12 protein-coding genes are annotated in these 13,739 nt (G+C 63.5%); 9 read left to right on the forward strand and 3 right to left on the reverse strand.

Annotation, left to right across the window (positions count from 1 at the left end):
- Positions 1 to 29 precede the first annotated feature (29 nt).
- Positions 30 to 989 carry a LysR family transcriptional regulator gene (locus EYW45_RS01530; RefSeq protein ID WP_202444532.1) on the forward strand — a complete coding sequence of 320 codons (960 nt, stop codon included), beginning with the start codon at positions 30 to 32 and terminating at the stop codon, positions 987 to 989.
- A gap of 9 nt (positions 990 to 998) precedes the next feature.
- Here the strand turns inward: EYW45_RS01530 and EYW45_RS24785 are convergent, their stop codons facing one another.
- Positions 999 to 2,636 carry a methyl-accepting chemotaxis protein gene (locus EYW45_RS24785; protein WP_161133610.1) on the reverse strand — a complete coding sequence of 546 codons (1,638 nt, stop codon included), beginning with the start codon at positions 2,634 to 2,636 and terminating at the stop codon, positions 999 to 1,001.
- 289 nt (positions 2,637 to 2,925) lie between these two features.
- Here EYW45_RS24785 and EYW45_RS01540 point away from each other — a divergent pair, with 289 nt between their 5' ends.
- The gene (locus tag EYW45_RS01540) at positions 2,926 to 3,492 is read left to right on the forward strand and encodes a DUF4142 domain-containing protein (protein WP_161133611.1); all 567 of its coding nucleotides are present in this window, start codon (positions 2,926 to 2,928) and stop codon (positions 3,490 to 3,492) included.
- 99 nt (positions 3,493 to 3,591) lie between these two features.
- Here the strand turns inward: EYW45_RS01540 and EYW45_RS01545 are convergent, their stop codons facing one another.
- A complete protein-coding gene (locus EYW45_RS01545; RefSeq protein WP_235938745.1) occupies positions 3,592 to 4,548 on the reverse strand; it encodes an SDR family oxidoreductase in 957 nt (318 codons plus the stop codon).
- 145 nt (positions 4,549 to 4,693) lie between these two features.
- Between EYW45_RS01545 and EYW45_RS01550 the strand changes: the two genes are divergently transcribed.
- The 4 genes from EYW45_RS01550 (at position 4,694) to EYW45_RS01565 (ending at position 7,524) form a co-directional block, all read left to right on the forward strand.
- Complete coding sequence (locus tag EYW45_RS01550) at positions 4,694 to 5,302, forward strand: phosphatase PAP2 family protein (RefSeq protein ID WP_161133613.1); 609 nt, start codon at positions 4,694 to 4,696, stop codon at positions 5,300 to 5,302.
- Positions 5,303 to 5,545: 243 nt separating this feature from the next.
- Positions 5,546 to 5,824 carry a hypothetical protein gene (locus tag EYW45_RS01555; RefSeq protein ID WP_161133614.1) on the forward strand — a complete coding sequence of 93 codons (279 nt, stop codon included), beginning with the start codon at positions 5,546 to 5,548 and terminating at the stop codon, positions 5,822 to 5,824.
- A 237-nt stretch (positions 5,825 to 6,061) separates the two neighbouring features.
- A complete protein-coding gene (locus EYW45_RS01560) occupies positions 6,062 to 6,793 on the forward strand; it encodes a hypothetical protein (RefSeq protein WP_161133615.1) in 732 nt (243 codons plus the stop codon).
- Positions 6,790 to 7,524, forward strand: coding sequence for a lysozyme inhibitor LprI family protein (locus tag EYW45_RS01565; RefSeq protein WP_161133616.1), 735 nt, complete (start codon positions 6,790 to 6,792; stop codon positions 7,522 to 7,524). The genes EYW45_RS01560 and EYW45_RS01565 overlap by 4 nt, the downstream gene beginning before the upstream one ends.
- Positions 7,525 to 7,541: 17 nt before the next feature.
- Here the strand turns inward: EYW45_RS01565 and poxB are convergent, their stop codons facing one another.
- Positions 7,542 to 9,263, reverse strand: coding sequence for a ubiquinone-dependent pyruvate dehydrogenase (poxB, locus tag EYW45_RS01570; protein ID WP_161133617.1), 1,722 nt, complete (start codon positions 9,261 to 9,263; stop codon positions 7,542 to 7,544).
- Between the two features lie 253 nt (positions 9,264 to 9,516).
- Between poxB and EYW45_RS01575 the strand changes: the two genes are divergently transcribed.
- From EYW45_RS01575 to EYW45_RS01585, 3 genes are all read left to right on the forward strand, one after another.
- Entirely contained in the window at positions 9,517 to 11,040 is a 1,524-nt protein-coding gene (locus EYW45_RS01575; protein WP_161133618.1) for an EAL domain-containing protein, read from the forward strand.
- 215 nt (positions 11,041 to 11,255) lie between these two features.
- Complete coding sequence (locus tag EYW45_RS01580) at positions 11,256 to 11,960, forward strand: DUF3348 domain-containing protein (RefSeq protein ID WP_235938747.1); 705 nt, start codon at positions 11,256 to 11,258, stop codon at positions 11,958 to 11,960.
- Positions 11,961 to 11,970: 10 nt separating this feature from the next.
- Positions 11,971 to 13,739, forward strand: a 1,769-nt coding sequence (locus EYW45_RS01585) for a DUF802 domain-containing protein (protein WP_161133620.1), incomplete at its 3' end; no start/stop codon positions are given.

Raw genomic sequence — 13,739 nt, forward strand, 5'->3', positions numbered from 1 at the left:
GACCCGAACAAGTGTTATACGTCTTACGTATGACAAAAGCGCCTTGGATTGCAACGGGTGTCGCCTCGCCCACACCCATCAACGCCGACCGGATCGAGTTGATGCAGACCTTCGTGCGTATCGTTGAAGCTGGCAGTCTGTCCGCCGCCGCCCAGCAACTGGGCACCACCCAGCCCACCGTCAGCCGCCGCCTGCAGGCCCTCGAACGATCGCTGGGATCGCGCCTGCTGCAGCGGTCAACCCATGCCATGAAATTGACGGAAGAAGGCGAGCGTTGCTTTACCGGCGCCAAGGCGCTACTGGCCAGCTGGGAAGCCTTCGAAGCCGATCTGCGCGGTACGGGCGACGAACCGGCAGGCACGCTGCGCGTCATCGTGCCGCACGCCTTCGGTCAGGAACAATTGGTGTATCCGCTGGCGACGTATCTGAACGCCTATCCGCAGATGACGGTGGAGTGGCTTTTGCACGACCACACGCCCGACTTCATCGCCGACGGTATCGACTGCGCCATTCAGGTGGGCGACATTGTCGACCCCGACGTCGTCGCGATCCGGATGGGTGAGATTCCGCGCATCGTGGTGGCCGCGCCGTCCTTGTTGGGCGACGCACCGGTGCCGGCGCACGCCGCCGAACTGGCGCGCTATCCCTGGCTGGCGTTGCATACCTTCTATCGCAACGAGATCACGCTCACCCATGCGCAAAGCGGCATTGCGCATCGCCTCTCACTCAAGCCCCGCATGAGTACCGACAGCCTCTACGCCCTGCGTAGCGCGGCGATATCCGGGTTGGGCGTGTGCGCGGGCTCGGCGTGGCTGCTCAATGAAGACATCGCCAGCGGCAAACTCGTACAGATTGCGCGCGACTGGCATGCCGCGCCGCTTCCGGTAAGCGTGGTGTATCCCTACGCACGCTATTACCCCGCCAAACTTCGCACGTTCATCGAGATCATGCGCGCCGCCATGCCGAAAACCTTGTCGATCGGGAGATAGGGATTCCGATCAACACAATGCAAGCGGCGCGAGCGGCACGGCCATCTCGGGCGCCTCGCCACGTTGATCGACGGCACTCAGCTTGAACACCGACACGAGCGTCGCCAGCTCGGCCGCGCGCGCCTGCAATGCACTTGCCGCTGCGGCGGCTTCTTCCACCAGCGCCGCGTTCTGCTGGGTGACGTGATCCATCTCGCCGATCGCGCGATTGACCTGTTCGATACCCTCGCTTTGCGCCTGGCTGGCCTGCGTGATTTCGCCCATGATCGTGGTCACCCGCGCCACCCGGCCCACCAGATCGCCCATCGTGCTGCCGGCTTCGGTCGCTAGCCGATTGCCCGCCTGGATCTTGTCGACCGAGTCGACGATCAATGCCTTGATCTCCTTTGCCGCGTTTGCGGAGCGCAGCGCCAACCCCCGCACTTCCGACGCCACCACGGCAAACCCGCGACCCTGCTCGCCCGCCCGCGCGGCCTCCACGGCGGCGTTCAGCGCCAGGATATTGGTCTGGAACGCGATGCCGTCGATCACGCCGATGATGTCGGAGATCTTGCGCGCGGACTCGCTGATCGACTGCATGGTGACCACGACCTGCCCCACCACGTCGCCGCCTTTGACGGCAGCATTGGAAGTGGTGTGCGCCAGTTCGTTCGCCTGTCGCGCGCTCTCGACGTTCTGCTTGACCATGGCCGTGAGGTCTTCCATCGAAGACGTCGTCTGCTGCAAGGCACTGGCTTGAAGCGCCGTGCGTGCCGCCAGATCCTGGTTGCCTTCGGCGATCTGGCTCGACACGGCCGCCATCTCGTCCGTGCCGCCACGCACGCGGCGAACCATGGTCGACAGGCTGTCCCGCATGTCCCGCATGGCAGACATCACGCTGGTCTCCCCGTTGCGTTTGAGCGGGATCGGCATGGTCAGGTCGCCGGCCGCGATGCCCTGCGCCACAGCCCGCGCCTGGCCAGGCTCCCCACCCAACGATCGCAGCAGTGAGCGCGTAATGAGCGTGCCGACCACAGCACCCACCAGCAACGCCGCCAGGCACATGGCGATCATCAGCGTTTGAAATCCGCTTGCAACGGCGCGCGTCGCGGCGCCCTCCTGCTGATTGAGCGACTCCTGCAGGTCGATGAACCGATTGATGCGTGCCAGCCACTCGATGAACGCGGGCCGCGCTTGGTCGAGCATCAGCGTTTGCGCCTCGTCGGCCCGGCCGGCCTGGCGGTGCGCCACGACCTGCTTGATGATAGGCAGCGTGCGCGCCTCGGTCTCTTTGATCGACGCGAGAATCTCGCGCTCGTCAGTGCCCGCTGCGGGTGACTGGCTGGTGATGCTGTCGAGCGGGCTGGCTGATCGCGCGTAGTCGGAAGCAAGCAGATCGATGCTCGCCAGCGTGCCAGCGAGTTCGCTGTCGCCCACCAACACCAGATCGCGCAGCAGAATCGCACGGTCGTGGACGCTGCCACGAAAATTGATCGCGTAGCGCTGCTTCGCGCTGTTGACATCGCCGATCGTGGTCAGGCTGGAGGAAATGGTGTTCACGCGCACGATGCCGATCGCAGTAAGCGCCATCATCAGCAGCAGAATCAGCGCGAAGCCTGCGAAGATGCGGGCCTTTACCGTCAAAGCGAGGGCGGGAGATGGGGTCATGATCGAGGTCGGTTTCCAGGGTGATGAATCGACACGCAGCACACGATCGGCGCGGCACACGTCTCAAAGGAAAGCACGCGCCGGCACAGGGCACGCAGCCGTAGTAAAGCAAACCGCGTCAGGCTGAGCGTTACAGCATTGCCGGCGTTCCGAAGCGACGCGGCCACCGTTGCCCGGCCGTCATCGGTAATGGCGTCCGCCGCATGCGGCTGAACACGTCGTCCCTACACGGCGCCGGTGGGCACGCAAGTTGCCAATCGCCTGGCTATCCTATCCACGAGGCTCGCCTGTGAAATTGTCCCTGCTTACCCCCCGAACCGCCCTCGTCGCTGCCGCCGTCCTGTGCGTGCATCTGCCGGCATTCGCAGCCGAAACCCTCAACGCCACCGATGCCAAATTTCTTCAACAGGCATCGCAAGGCGGGCAATACAGCATTCAGGCCAGCGAATTGGCCGCCGACCGCGCCGATGACAGCGGCGTGAAGAATTACGCGACCCTCACGATTCAGGACACCAAGCGCATTGACGACACGCTCAAGCGCCTGGCCGCCAAGAAGAATGTGACGCTTCCGGCGGCGCCCACGCCCGAGCAACAGGCCCATCTCAAGACCCTCGGCGCCCTGAAAGGCAAGGATTTCGACGTCGCCTTCCTCAAGCATGTCGGCGGGAGCTTTCAATTCGAACGATTCGAAAGCTTCAAACGCACGGCCGAACGGTCGATCGACCTGGACGTCAGAGGATTCGCCCGCACGGTGTTGACCAACATCAACTCCAACTACGCCATGGTCAACACGCTGGCAAAAAAGGTCGCGCCGGAAACGGTGTTTCCCAGTCACGATACGGCGCCGAGTCGCTGATCGCTCGCGTCATGGCAGCGCACGCCCTGAACGCATGAAGAAAACGCCCGAGCGATCGGGCTTTTTTCGGTCATCGATTTTCGGCAGCGGGTTGCGCGGTCACCGCAATACCCGCCAGGCGGCGAACGCCACCATGGCCAGAGCCCCCACTCTCAGCGGACTGCCCTTCTTGCGGGCCGCCTCGCGAAAGCCGCCATCCACAGCGTGCCCGGCCGAAGGCGCGTACAGATTGCCGTCCGTGTTGCGCGCACGCTTGGCACGCCGAAAACCGATGTCCATCAATATGCGCGTGATCCTGGCCGACACATCGGGGGCCACGCTATGCGCCAGCCGCACCGGCCAGGCGATGCCGCCCACCAACGTGGACGCACGCGGGCGGTAGGCGAGTTCGACCACCCGATGCGCCACTTCGCGCGGGTCCAGCATCGGCGGCGGCGGGGCCAGATACTTGCCGGTGTAGTTGCCGCCATGTGCCACGCCCGGGGTATCCACAAAAGTGGGATACACCTCGCATACCTGGATGCCGGGCATGTCGGACACCTCGGCCCGGATCGACTCCGAAAATCCCCGCAGCCCGAATTTGCTGGCCGAATAGGCTGCAGCATAGGGTGCGCCAGTCCAGCCGCCGAGCGAAATCATATTGATCAGAATCCCGCGCCGGCGTCGCCGAAAGTGCGGCAGGACCGCATGCGTGCCGTACATGTGACCGAGCAGATTGGCCTCGATCACCCGTTTGTGTGCGGCGACCGGCACCTCTTCGAATGCCCCCACGGCGCCGATGCCCACATTGTTCACCCAGATATCGATCTGACCGAACGCACCGATCGCCTCGCTGGCGAGTGCCGACACCTGATCGGGATCGGTCACGTCGGTACGCACGACCAGCGCATCGCCCCCTGCTGCCCGGCAGGCCAGTCGCACAACATCCAATGCCGCCTCATCGCGCGCTGCCAGCACCACATTCATGCCGCGGCGGGCGAAGCCGATGGCCGTCGCCCGGCCGATGCCGCTGGATGCCCCTGTGATGACTACCGTTCGTGCCGTGCGCCTGTTCATGATTACCGTCCCAAAGGTTGAGTTCGGCGTCATGCGGGCATCTGCTGTGCCCAACCGTCGGATGGCGGTGCCGTCACTATGCCCGATGGCGGGCTGCCACCTGCGAGTGCTAAAACCGAAGCACTCTCACCCCAAGGACATTGCGATGCCATGGCATCTGCTGGGCGCCCTGGGCGACTCCAAGCTCCTGCTCCCCACCGCGTTGGTCACCTTTGCCTGCGCCGAACATCACGCCCGGCCTGCGGTGCGCCGCTGGCTCCTGGCGGTTGCCTGTGCGGCAGGACTGGTCGTCGCGACCAAGCTCGCGTTCATGGGATGGGGCCTGGGCTCGCCCGCTCTCAATTTCACCGGCATCAGCGGCCACGCGATGCTGTCGGCGGCGATCTATCCCTTGCTCGGCTATGGCCTGGGCATGGGGCACTCGCCGCGACTGGCGCGATACCTCCTGCTGGCCGGCTTTGCGTTGGCCCTGTTGATTGCGCAGTCGCGCGTCATGACCGTCGCGCACTCGATCTCCGAAAGCGTGGTGGGCTTCGCGCTGGGTAGCCTCGTTGCGGCCTACGGCTGGCGCCAATGGCCGGTCGAGGCCGGCATGCGCACCCGGGCTGCCTTGGTGCTGATCGGCGGGGTTGCCGTCATGTTTTGGGCGCTGGGATCTGAGTACGATGTGCATCATCGGATCGTCAACATGGCCGAAAAGCTCAGCGGCGAACCTGAAGCCTATCGCCGCGAACATCTGGTGCAGCCGCGCTAAGGCCCGCCGATCGAGAGCGGCGCCGCCCTCTTTGCCGGCATCGATACCGGCATCGATACCGACATCAATATGGGGCATCAATAGGGCCTCGAAATCGATATTGAAATCGACGTCACAGGCAGCAATCCGTCAGTTTCAGGTCAGTTTCAATCCAAAACGTAAAACAAATCCAAGAAACGTACGGGCTTGATATCTTAGCTTCCCGGCTCGACAAGCCCAGCACCCAATCCACGGGGGCCACTCATGAACCTAGACGAAGCGTTCGAGCATCTCAAGGATGCCGCCGCAACTTTTCGGCAGTTTGAAGTGTATAAATCGGCGCCGCTCGCATCGCAGCAATACGCCACGTTCGCGCGCGCAACGCAAAACCTCCGGCATGCCCAGGTCATTCTGAATCGTGCGCTGCAGGAGCAAAAACAGGGACTGCTTTTTCCCTGGAACGACGACCCCGGATCAGACCACTGGAAGCCGCCGACAGGACTGCTCTCCACCCGCCACACGGCGAACTCGCATCAGGATTGATTGCCTGATCCCCGCCACCTGCGACCGATCACGGCCTACCATGCGATCGCACAGGCGATCTCGTTACCGAACATAACGAAACCGGACTTCTGCACGGCGCATCACTATGCTGCGCCTGCCTTCCCGCTGTGGGCGGCACGGCGCTGCCGGCCGCTGCGGCAACGGCGCCGAATCACATTCAAAGCCGTTGCCGATTTCGACATGATCCGGACCCGTTTCGCAGAAGGTAAGCGGGCAATGCGCCAAGGCCTGGCCAGCGCGTTGTTCATCCTTGTTTGCACCCATGCCGGCGCCGCCGACCGCCCCTGGCTCACCGCCGACGTGCTGGCGCAGGACAGCAGCCGGTGGCCGGATGTTGCCGTCATGTTGCACATCACCGATGTGGATGGCTCTGGTGAACACAGCCCGAGCGACGACACCAATCTCCCCAATCCGCTGAACCCGTTCGACTGCTTCACGCCCGGCGACCCCAAGCGCGCTTGCTGGCGTGTGAGTCTGACGCAAGACGGCCAGGCGTTAGCCGTTCTGCAGCAAAAGACGGTGGTCGATCTGGATCAGTTGCGCAAGCAGTATCTGTGGCTGGTATATCGCGCCACAGGCGAGCCGGCCCAGCAAGCACCCGTGACGCTGTCTCTGATGCGCATCACGCGTAACGGCGTGGTCGACGCGGCGCCCATTCATCCAGGCCGCGATCGCATCGCGCTCGAGAATGTACCGGTGGCCAGTATCGCGGCCTCTCCCTGGCCATACCTGTTGCCGCTTGCCGAGCAACGCTTGAGCGTTGCCGAACGCCGCATGTCACCCGAACAAGACCAACAGGCCCTGCCCGAACTGTGGTCCGCAATGAGCGACCGCGACTGCCAGTTCGAGGTCGCGGCGGGGCTGGATGACGCCGACGGCTGCCGCTACGAACATATCCGCATGCAAGTCGATGCATTGGCCCAGGCCCGGCTCGGGAGCGGCAAATGAGCAGTCGTGCCTTGATCGCCTGCATGCTGATGATGTTGAGTTGCGGCTGGGCGCACGCGGAGGGTTTTTTCCGTGCCGAACTTGAAGCGGTCGATCTGGCCATGTGGCCGGAGGTACGACTCGTTCTGCGCGTGAACGACGAAAGCGCCGAAAGCAATCTGGATGATGGAACCGCGTTACCCAATGTTTACAGCGACAAGGATTGCCCCAAGGGTGTTTGCTGGCGCATCGTGACGGTGGAAGAAGACAGCATGCCGGTCACCGTGATTGCCCAGCAAACGGCACCGAACCTCCCTCGCAGCGCCGCACAATACCTGTGGGTGCACTACCGCTCCAATCAACCGCAGCGCGGAAACTTCGAATTGGGCGTGGCGCTGGAAACGGCGTCTGGCGGCAATCGCACGGCTGCAGATCAGCCCACGCTCTATCCGGACGACGTGGCAGACAACGACAGCATCCGACACAGTCCGTGGCCGTTTCTGCAAAAGACCTGGGATGCAGAATTGAATGCGCACTATGGCGCCTTGCGCGATGCGATTTCCGGTGCGCCGAAGACGGCGCTCGTACAGGCCCAGCGCACCTGGATCCGATACCGAAACGCCTTCTGCGCGGGGCTGTCCGATGGCGGCAGTACCGACGCCCGTGCGCAGTGCCTGGCGCTGCGCAGCGCGCAACGCTCGGCCTACCTGCGCGACGCAAGCCACTTTCTGGATGGCCGGCGCAGTCGTTGACGCAACGGCCGGCGGCCTCAACGCAGATTGGTCTTCGCCAGCTCGATCACCTCATCGCCACGCCCGCTCATGACCGCGCGCAACGCGAAAAGGCTGAAGCCTTTGGCCTGCGCCAGCTCGATCTTCGGCGGCATGGCAAGCTCGTACTTCGACACCACCACGTCCACCACCGCCGGGCCCGGATGATCCAGTGCCTGCCTGAGCGCCGCCTCGAGGCTCTGCGAATCGTTGACCCGGATTCCGAGGATGCCCGATGCATTGGCAATCGCTGCGAAATCGGTTTTGCTCAGATCGACGTTGGTGTCCACGTAGCCGGCCGCTTTCAACTCCATCGAGACGAAGCCGAGCAAGCTGTTGTTGAACACGATGATCTTGATCGGCAGATTGAGTTGCCGGGCACTCAGCAAGTCGCCCATCAACATCGAGAGCCCGCCGTCGCCCGACATCGAAATCACCTGACGTTGCGGATGCGCAGACTGTGCGCCTAACGCTTGCGGCATGGCGTTGGCCATGGAGCCGTGGTTGAACGAGCCATGCAACTGCCGCTTGCCGTTCATGGTGAGATAGCGCGCCGCCCACACGGTTGGCGTACCTACGTCGGCCGTGAAGATCGCGTCATCCTCCGCCAGCTCGTCGAGCAATCGCGTGAGGTATTGCGGATGCACGGGTTCGCCGGCTTTGGATGGCGTGGCCAGTTCGTCCAGACCTTCCCGTGCGGAGGCATAGTGTTTGAGGGCATTGTCCAGAAAGCGCCGATTGGTGTGGCGCTGCAGTTTGGGCAGGAGCACCGTCAACGTCTCCTTCACGCCGCCCACCAGGCCAAGTTCGAGCGGCGTGCGCCGCCCAAGCTGCGCGCCTTTCAGATCGACCTGCACAATCTTGGCATCCGTAGGATAGAAATTGCGGTAAGGGAAATCGCAGCCGAGGAGCAGCAACGTGTCGCAAGACATCATCGCGTGATACCCCGAGCTGAAACCGATCAGCCCCGTCATCCCCACATCGAAGGGGTTGTCGTATTCGATGTACTGCTTGCCGCGCAGCGCATGCACCACTGGCGCGCCGAGCGTATCGGCCAAGGCGACCACTTCATCGTGCGCCCCGGCCGCACCGCTGCCGCACATGATCGTCACCGCCTTGGAATCGTCCAGCAGCGTGACAAGACGATCGATATCGGCGCTGGCCGGCACCACCCAGGGCGGCGAGGCTTCGGTCCAATGCGGCGCTTCGTCGGGTCCGTCACTCAACGCCACATCGCCGGGCAGCACGATCACGGCCACGCCGCGTTCCTGGATAGCGGTGCGCATCGCCCGCTCGAGCACACGCGGGAACTGCGCTGCATTGGAGACGAGTTCAACATAATGGCTGCATTCCTTGAAAAGCTCCTGAGGATGCGTTTCCTGGAAATAGCCCAGTCCGATTTCAGACGACGGAATATGCGCGGCAATCGCCAACACCGGTTGATGGTTGCGATGGCAATCGAAAAGGCCATTGATCAAGTGCAGGTTGCCCGGACCGCAACTGCCGGCGCACACGGCCAGCCGACCCGTTGAGGCGGCCTCCGCGCCGGCGGCAAAAGCGGCCACCTCTTCATGCCGCGTGTGCATCCATTCGATGGACTTGAGCTTTTCGAGGCTGAACGCCAAGCCATTGAGGCTGTCGCCCGTGACACCCCATACTCGCTCCACGCCCGCCTGCTGCAGTGTTTGCGCCAGATAATCCGCGATATTGCCCTTGGCCATGCTTGCTCCCAGAAATACGAGTGAACTCACCACGCTTATTGCAGTGCAGCGTGCATTCGACGTGCCTGCCCGACTCACATGATGCGCGCATTGCAAACCCTGAGGCTGCATGAAGATCGGCTCACAAACAACACTCCCGGAAAGAATGATTTTGTGAAACATAAAGTTGCTATATCCTACGGCAACCCAAAATACAGCGAATGGCGGTGGGCGCACGACGTCCTGCTTTTTCGCATGCTCTTAGGATGGAGTGGTGACCGCAAAGGCTCGCGCGGCGATCTCGTTGTTGCTATGCGCCGCGATTGGATGCGGCGTGGGCGCCATCGTCGGCCGCCACGTGGCGTTCCAACATGCCGATCACGAACTCGGTGCCGTCAACGCCGAAGTTCTGAAGATGGCCATGCAGATTGCCAACGAGGGCAAAATGGCCCTGCGCGAGGCCACCCAATCCACCTTGCCGCCCTGCTCGGCCGCCGATCTGCTCGAACTCCGCGCGTTGTTCTTCCGCTTTCGGTACATGCGCGACATTGGGCGCGTGATTGACGGCCAGCTCGTGTGTTCAGCCGTGTGGGGCACCTTGCGCCAGCAGCTTGCCGTTCCGCCTGAAGATTACGTCGCCACGCAAGGCACCAGACTGTGGAAAGACCGTGCCAATCTGGTCGACGACCGGATCACCAACGATATGGCCGCGGCCGGCAACGCCATCGTGTTCACGTCGCCAATCGCCTTCGATGGCCTGTCGATCGGGGGCTTTGACGCAACGGTCATCACGCGCCAGGGCGATTATGTTTTTCGCACCTTCGGCGATACGATCGACGCCGACCTCCTGCACCGCACGCCCAGCCGGTTTGCGTGGTCTTCCGAGCGCTTGAAAACGGTCTGCTCGAACGCGCAAGCCTCCGATATCTGCGTCATTACACGTCTGGACGCGTCGCCGCTGCTCGCCACAAACTACCTGCATTTCGGGCTGACGGGCACGGTGACCGCCTTGCTGCTTTCGATGCTGTGGCTGATGTTCTTCACCCCATCGCGTGAAGTGCGCACCCGTCTCGCCACTGCGCTGAAGCGCGGCGAACTGACCATCGTGTATCAGCCGCTCAGATCGTTCGGACAGAACCGGCTGGAGGGGTTCGAAGCGCTCGTGCGATGGCACGACCGCGTGCTGGGAGATGTGCCACCGTCGACCTTCGTTCCCCTGGCTGAAGAAATGGGCCTGGGCGGGAAGTTGACGCGTCTGGTCACGCAACGCGCGGTCGCCGAACTGGCGCAGCAGCTCCGTGACGGCCATCATCGTTACCTGAGCATCAATGTGTCGGCCGCCGATGTGATCGATACGTCGTACCACGCTTTTCTGAACGACCGCGTTGCCCAGCATGGCATCGCCACGCATCAACTCGCCCTGGAGATCACGGAACGATCCACGGTAGGCTTCGACGATCTGGCCACCAACATCGGCCGTTTGCTCACACTGGGCTTCAAGGTTTTCATCGATGATTTCGGCACCGGCTATTCCAGCCTCGCCTATCTGTCGAACCTGCCGGTGAGCGCCATCAAACTCGATCGGCAGTTCACCCAATCGATCGGCACGCACTCCCCATCGCTTCTCATCGTCAATCACGTAATCGACATCTCCGACTCGCTGGGGCTGCTGCTCATTTTCGAGGGGATCGAAACGGCCGAGCAATGGCGTTATCTGGCCGAACGCGTGCCCGGCGCCGTGGGGCAAGGCTGGCTGATCGGCCGGCCCGCCAGCGCGGCCGAATTGGCCTGGCACTAGGCTCACGCCGTACCCCCCTATCGCACGCGCCATAGGCCGATTCGCCACGGGCGGGAGCGGGCGGGAGCGGGCCGTAGCGACCCGAATCGGGATGGCCCGGCCCGCAGGTGCGGGTGCAGGCCCGGCAAAGTGTAAACTCCTCGGTCTTTGACCCTGGTGGTAGCGTGCAAGAACTGCCGCGGCGCACAGGTTTTAGCGGCCCAAAGCTCATTCGCTTGCTTGCTCGCCTGACAGACGCCGAAGTCCCCGAATCCAGGCAATCGCCGTCGGACCGGCTGAGCTTATGGCTCGGCTGGACCGACGCGATTGCGTTGTCTACGGCCCTGAGTCGCGCACCGGCATCGGCGCCTGCCGGCGCACGTCCGGACGAAGGCGCCGGCGCGCAGGAAAGCGCCCGGGTGCGGGCCTCGCTGGAACAGGCCATTGCCGGACCGAAACCCACTGTGGCAAACCGGCAACGGGGCGACCTGCGCGCGCCGCCCCAGGATAAGCGCAAGGCGGCGGAATACGCGGAGTACGCCACCTATCGCCAGCGCTACGTATCGCTGCAGCAGACGATGGAAATGAGCATCGGCACGCTGCGCATTCGTTTGCGCGCGATGCTGGCGGCCACCACGCCCGAGATGACGCAGCTTGCGGTGCTGGATGCCGTGATGGAACAAGGCCTGAGCGCCCGCGAACGCAGTCTGCTGGCGGGTGTGCCCAAATTGCTGGAAGGGCACTTCACGCGGCTGCGCGAGGCCGAGCAGGCCGCACTGACCGCATCGGCCGACGGCGACGCTGCAGAACGGCCGCTACCGGTTGCTCCCGGTACGTGGCTGGAAGTGTTCCGCAAGGATATGCAGACGGTATTGCACGCCGAATTGGATATTCGATTTCAACCGATTGAAGGGCTGCTTGCCGCCCTTCGCGACTGTTAACCCGGACGTCATGACCCGACTTCTTCATTGTGTTGTTTTTGCCGTGGGCCTGGCCGCTGTGTGCTGGATCGGCGCCGGCTATGTGAACGTCAACCCGCTCGCCCTGGCGGTCACTGCGCTGATCGGCGCGGTGTACGCCTTGGGCGGACTGGAATTGTTTCGCTATCAGTCGGCCACCGCCCGCCTCTCGGGGGCGATCGATCGGTTGACCGAAGCGCCGGCAAGCCTGGGGGATTGGCTTGCGCAATTGCCGCCCACCCTGCGCAACGCCGTACGGCTGCGCACGGAAGGCGAACGCGTCGGACTGCCCGGCCCCACCCTCACCCCTTATCTAGTAGGTTTATTGGTGTTGCTGGGTATGCTGGGCACATTCCTGGGGATGATCGCCACGCTTCGCGGCACGGGCCTCGCCCTGGAAAGCTCGACCGATCTGGCCGCCATCCGCGCCTCGCTCGCCGCACCCGTCAAGGGGCTGGGCTTTGCCTTCGGCACCTCGGTCGCCGGGGTAGCGACCTCGGCCATGCTGGGGCTGCTCTCGGCCTTGTGCCGCCGCGAGCGGCTCAAGGCCGCGCAGTTGCTCGACACCAAGATCGCCACGGTTTTGCGGGTGTATTCCCCTGTGCATCAGCGCGAAGAGAGTTTCAAGCTGCTGCAGCGCCAGGCCGACATCATGCCCGCTGTGATCGATCGGCTTGAAGCCATGATGACGACCATGGCGCAGCACAATCTGGCGTTGACTGAGCGCTTGACCGCGAATCAGGAAGCCTTCCATGGCAACACCGACGTGGCCTATACCCGGCTGGCGGCCGCCGTAGAGCAAACACTGAAAGACAGCGTGATCGATGGCGCGCGCTCGGCCAGTGCGGCGATTCAGCCGGCTGTGGAGGCCACGATGGCCGGACTCGCGCGTGAAAGCGCTGCCCTGCACGAGACGGTGACGCAAGCCGTGCAACAGCAACTCGATGGACTATCCACCCGCTTCGAAACGTCCACCACCACCGTGGCGGAGATCTGGAAAGAAGCGCTTGCCGAACAACGCGACACCAATAGTGCGTTGGCGCAAAACCTGCGCACCTCGCTCGACGGCTTTGCCGGTGCCTTCGATGCGCGTTCGGGCGCGTTGCTGGAACACGTGTCGACGCGATTGAACGACGTGGCCGGCAACATGACCACAGGCTGGCGCGAGGCCCTCACGCAGCAGGAGCGTGCCAACGCGCAAGCCGCCGATGCCAATCAAGTGGCGCTTACCGCTGCCGCAGCCACGTTTACCGATCACTCGGCGGCGCTGGTACGTACAGTGGGCGACACCCAGGCAACCATGCACGCCACTTTGGCCGCGCAGGACGAACAACGCCTGGCCGCCTGGAACGCGTCGTTGGCCGCAATGGCCGCCACGCTGCGCGAGCAATCCGAGAAAGCGAACGCCGATACCGCGCAACGCTTGCAGGCGATGTGCGATGCGCTGGCGCAAACCGCGCAGGATGTCTCGAGCGAAACGCGCGCGCAGGCCGCCGCCACATTGGCGGAGATCGACCGCGTGGTGCAAGTGGCTGCCGATGCACCGAAGGCCGCCGCCGATCTGCAGAAAGCCCTGGCAGATCAGGATCAGGCACGCCTGAGCGCCTGGACCGCTTCGCTGGCCGAGATCGCCACGACGCTGCGCGAAGAATCGCAACAGGCCAACGCCGATACCGCACAGCGCCTGCAAGCGATGTGCGACGCGCTGGCGAAGACGGCGTCGGATATCTCCTCCGAAACCCGCGCGCAAGCCACGAGCAC

Origin of the sequence: Schauerella aestuarii, from assembly GCF_009866805.1 — a bacterium.
Classification (GTDB): domain Bacteria; phylum Pseudomonadota; class Gammaproteobacteria; order Burkholderiales; family Burkholderiaceae_B; genus Schauerella; species Schauerella aestuarii.

Bases quoted from the DNA above. Each gene is read 5' to 3' on its own strand.
- EYW45_RS01530 (WP_202444532.1), top strand. From the start codon at position 30: ATGACAAAAGCGCCTTGGATTGCAACGGGTGTCGCCTCGCCCACACCC.
- EYW45_RS24785 (WP_161133610.1), bottom strand. From the start codon at position 2,636: ATGACCCCATCTCCCGCCCTCGCTTTGACGGTAAAGGCCCGCATCTTC.
- EYW45_RS01545 (WP_235938745.1), bottom strand. From the start codon at position 4,548: ATGAACAGGCGCACGGCACGAACGGTAGTCATCACAGGGGCATCCAGC.
- EYW45_RS01550 (WP_161133613.1), top strand. From the start codon at position 4,694: ATGCCATGGCATCTGCTGGGCGCCCTGGGCGACTCCAAGCTCCTGCTC.
- EYW45_RS01555 (WP_161133614.1), top strand. From the start codon at position 5,546: ATGAACCTAGACGAAGCGTTCGAGCATCTCAAGGATGCCGCCGCAACT.
- EYW45_RS01560 (WP_161133615.1), top strand. From the start codon at position 6,062: ATGCGCCAAGGCCTGGCCAGCGCGTTGTTCATCCTTGTTTGCACCCAT.
- EYW45_RS01565 (WP_161133616.1), top strand. From the start codon at position 6,790: ATGAGCAGTCGTGCCTTGATCGCCTGCATGCTGATGATGTTGAGTTGC.
- poxB (WP_161133617.1), bottom strand. From the start codon at position 9,263: ATGGCCAAGGGCAATATCGCGGATTATCTGGCGCAAACACTGCAGCAG.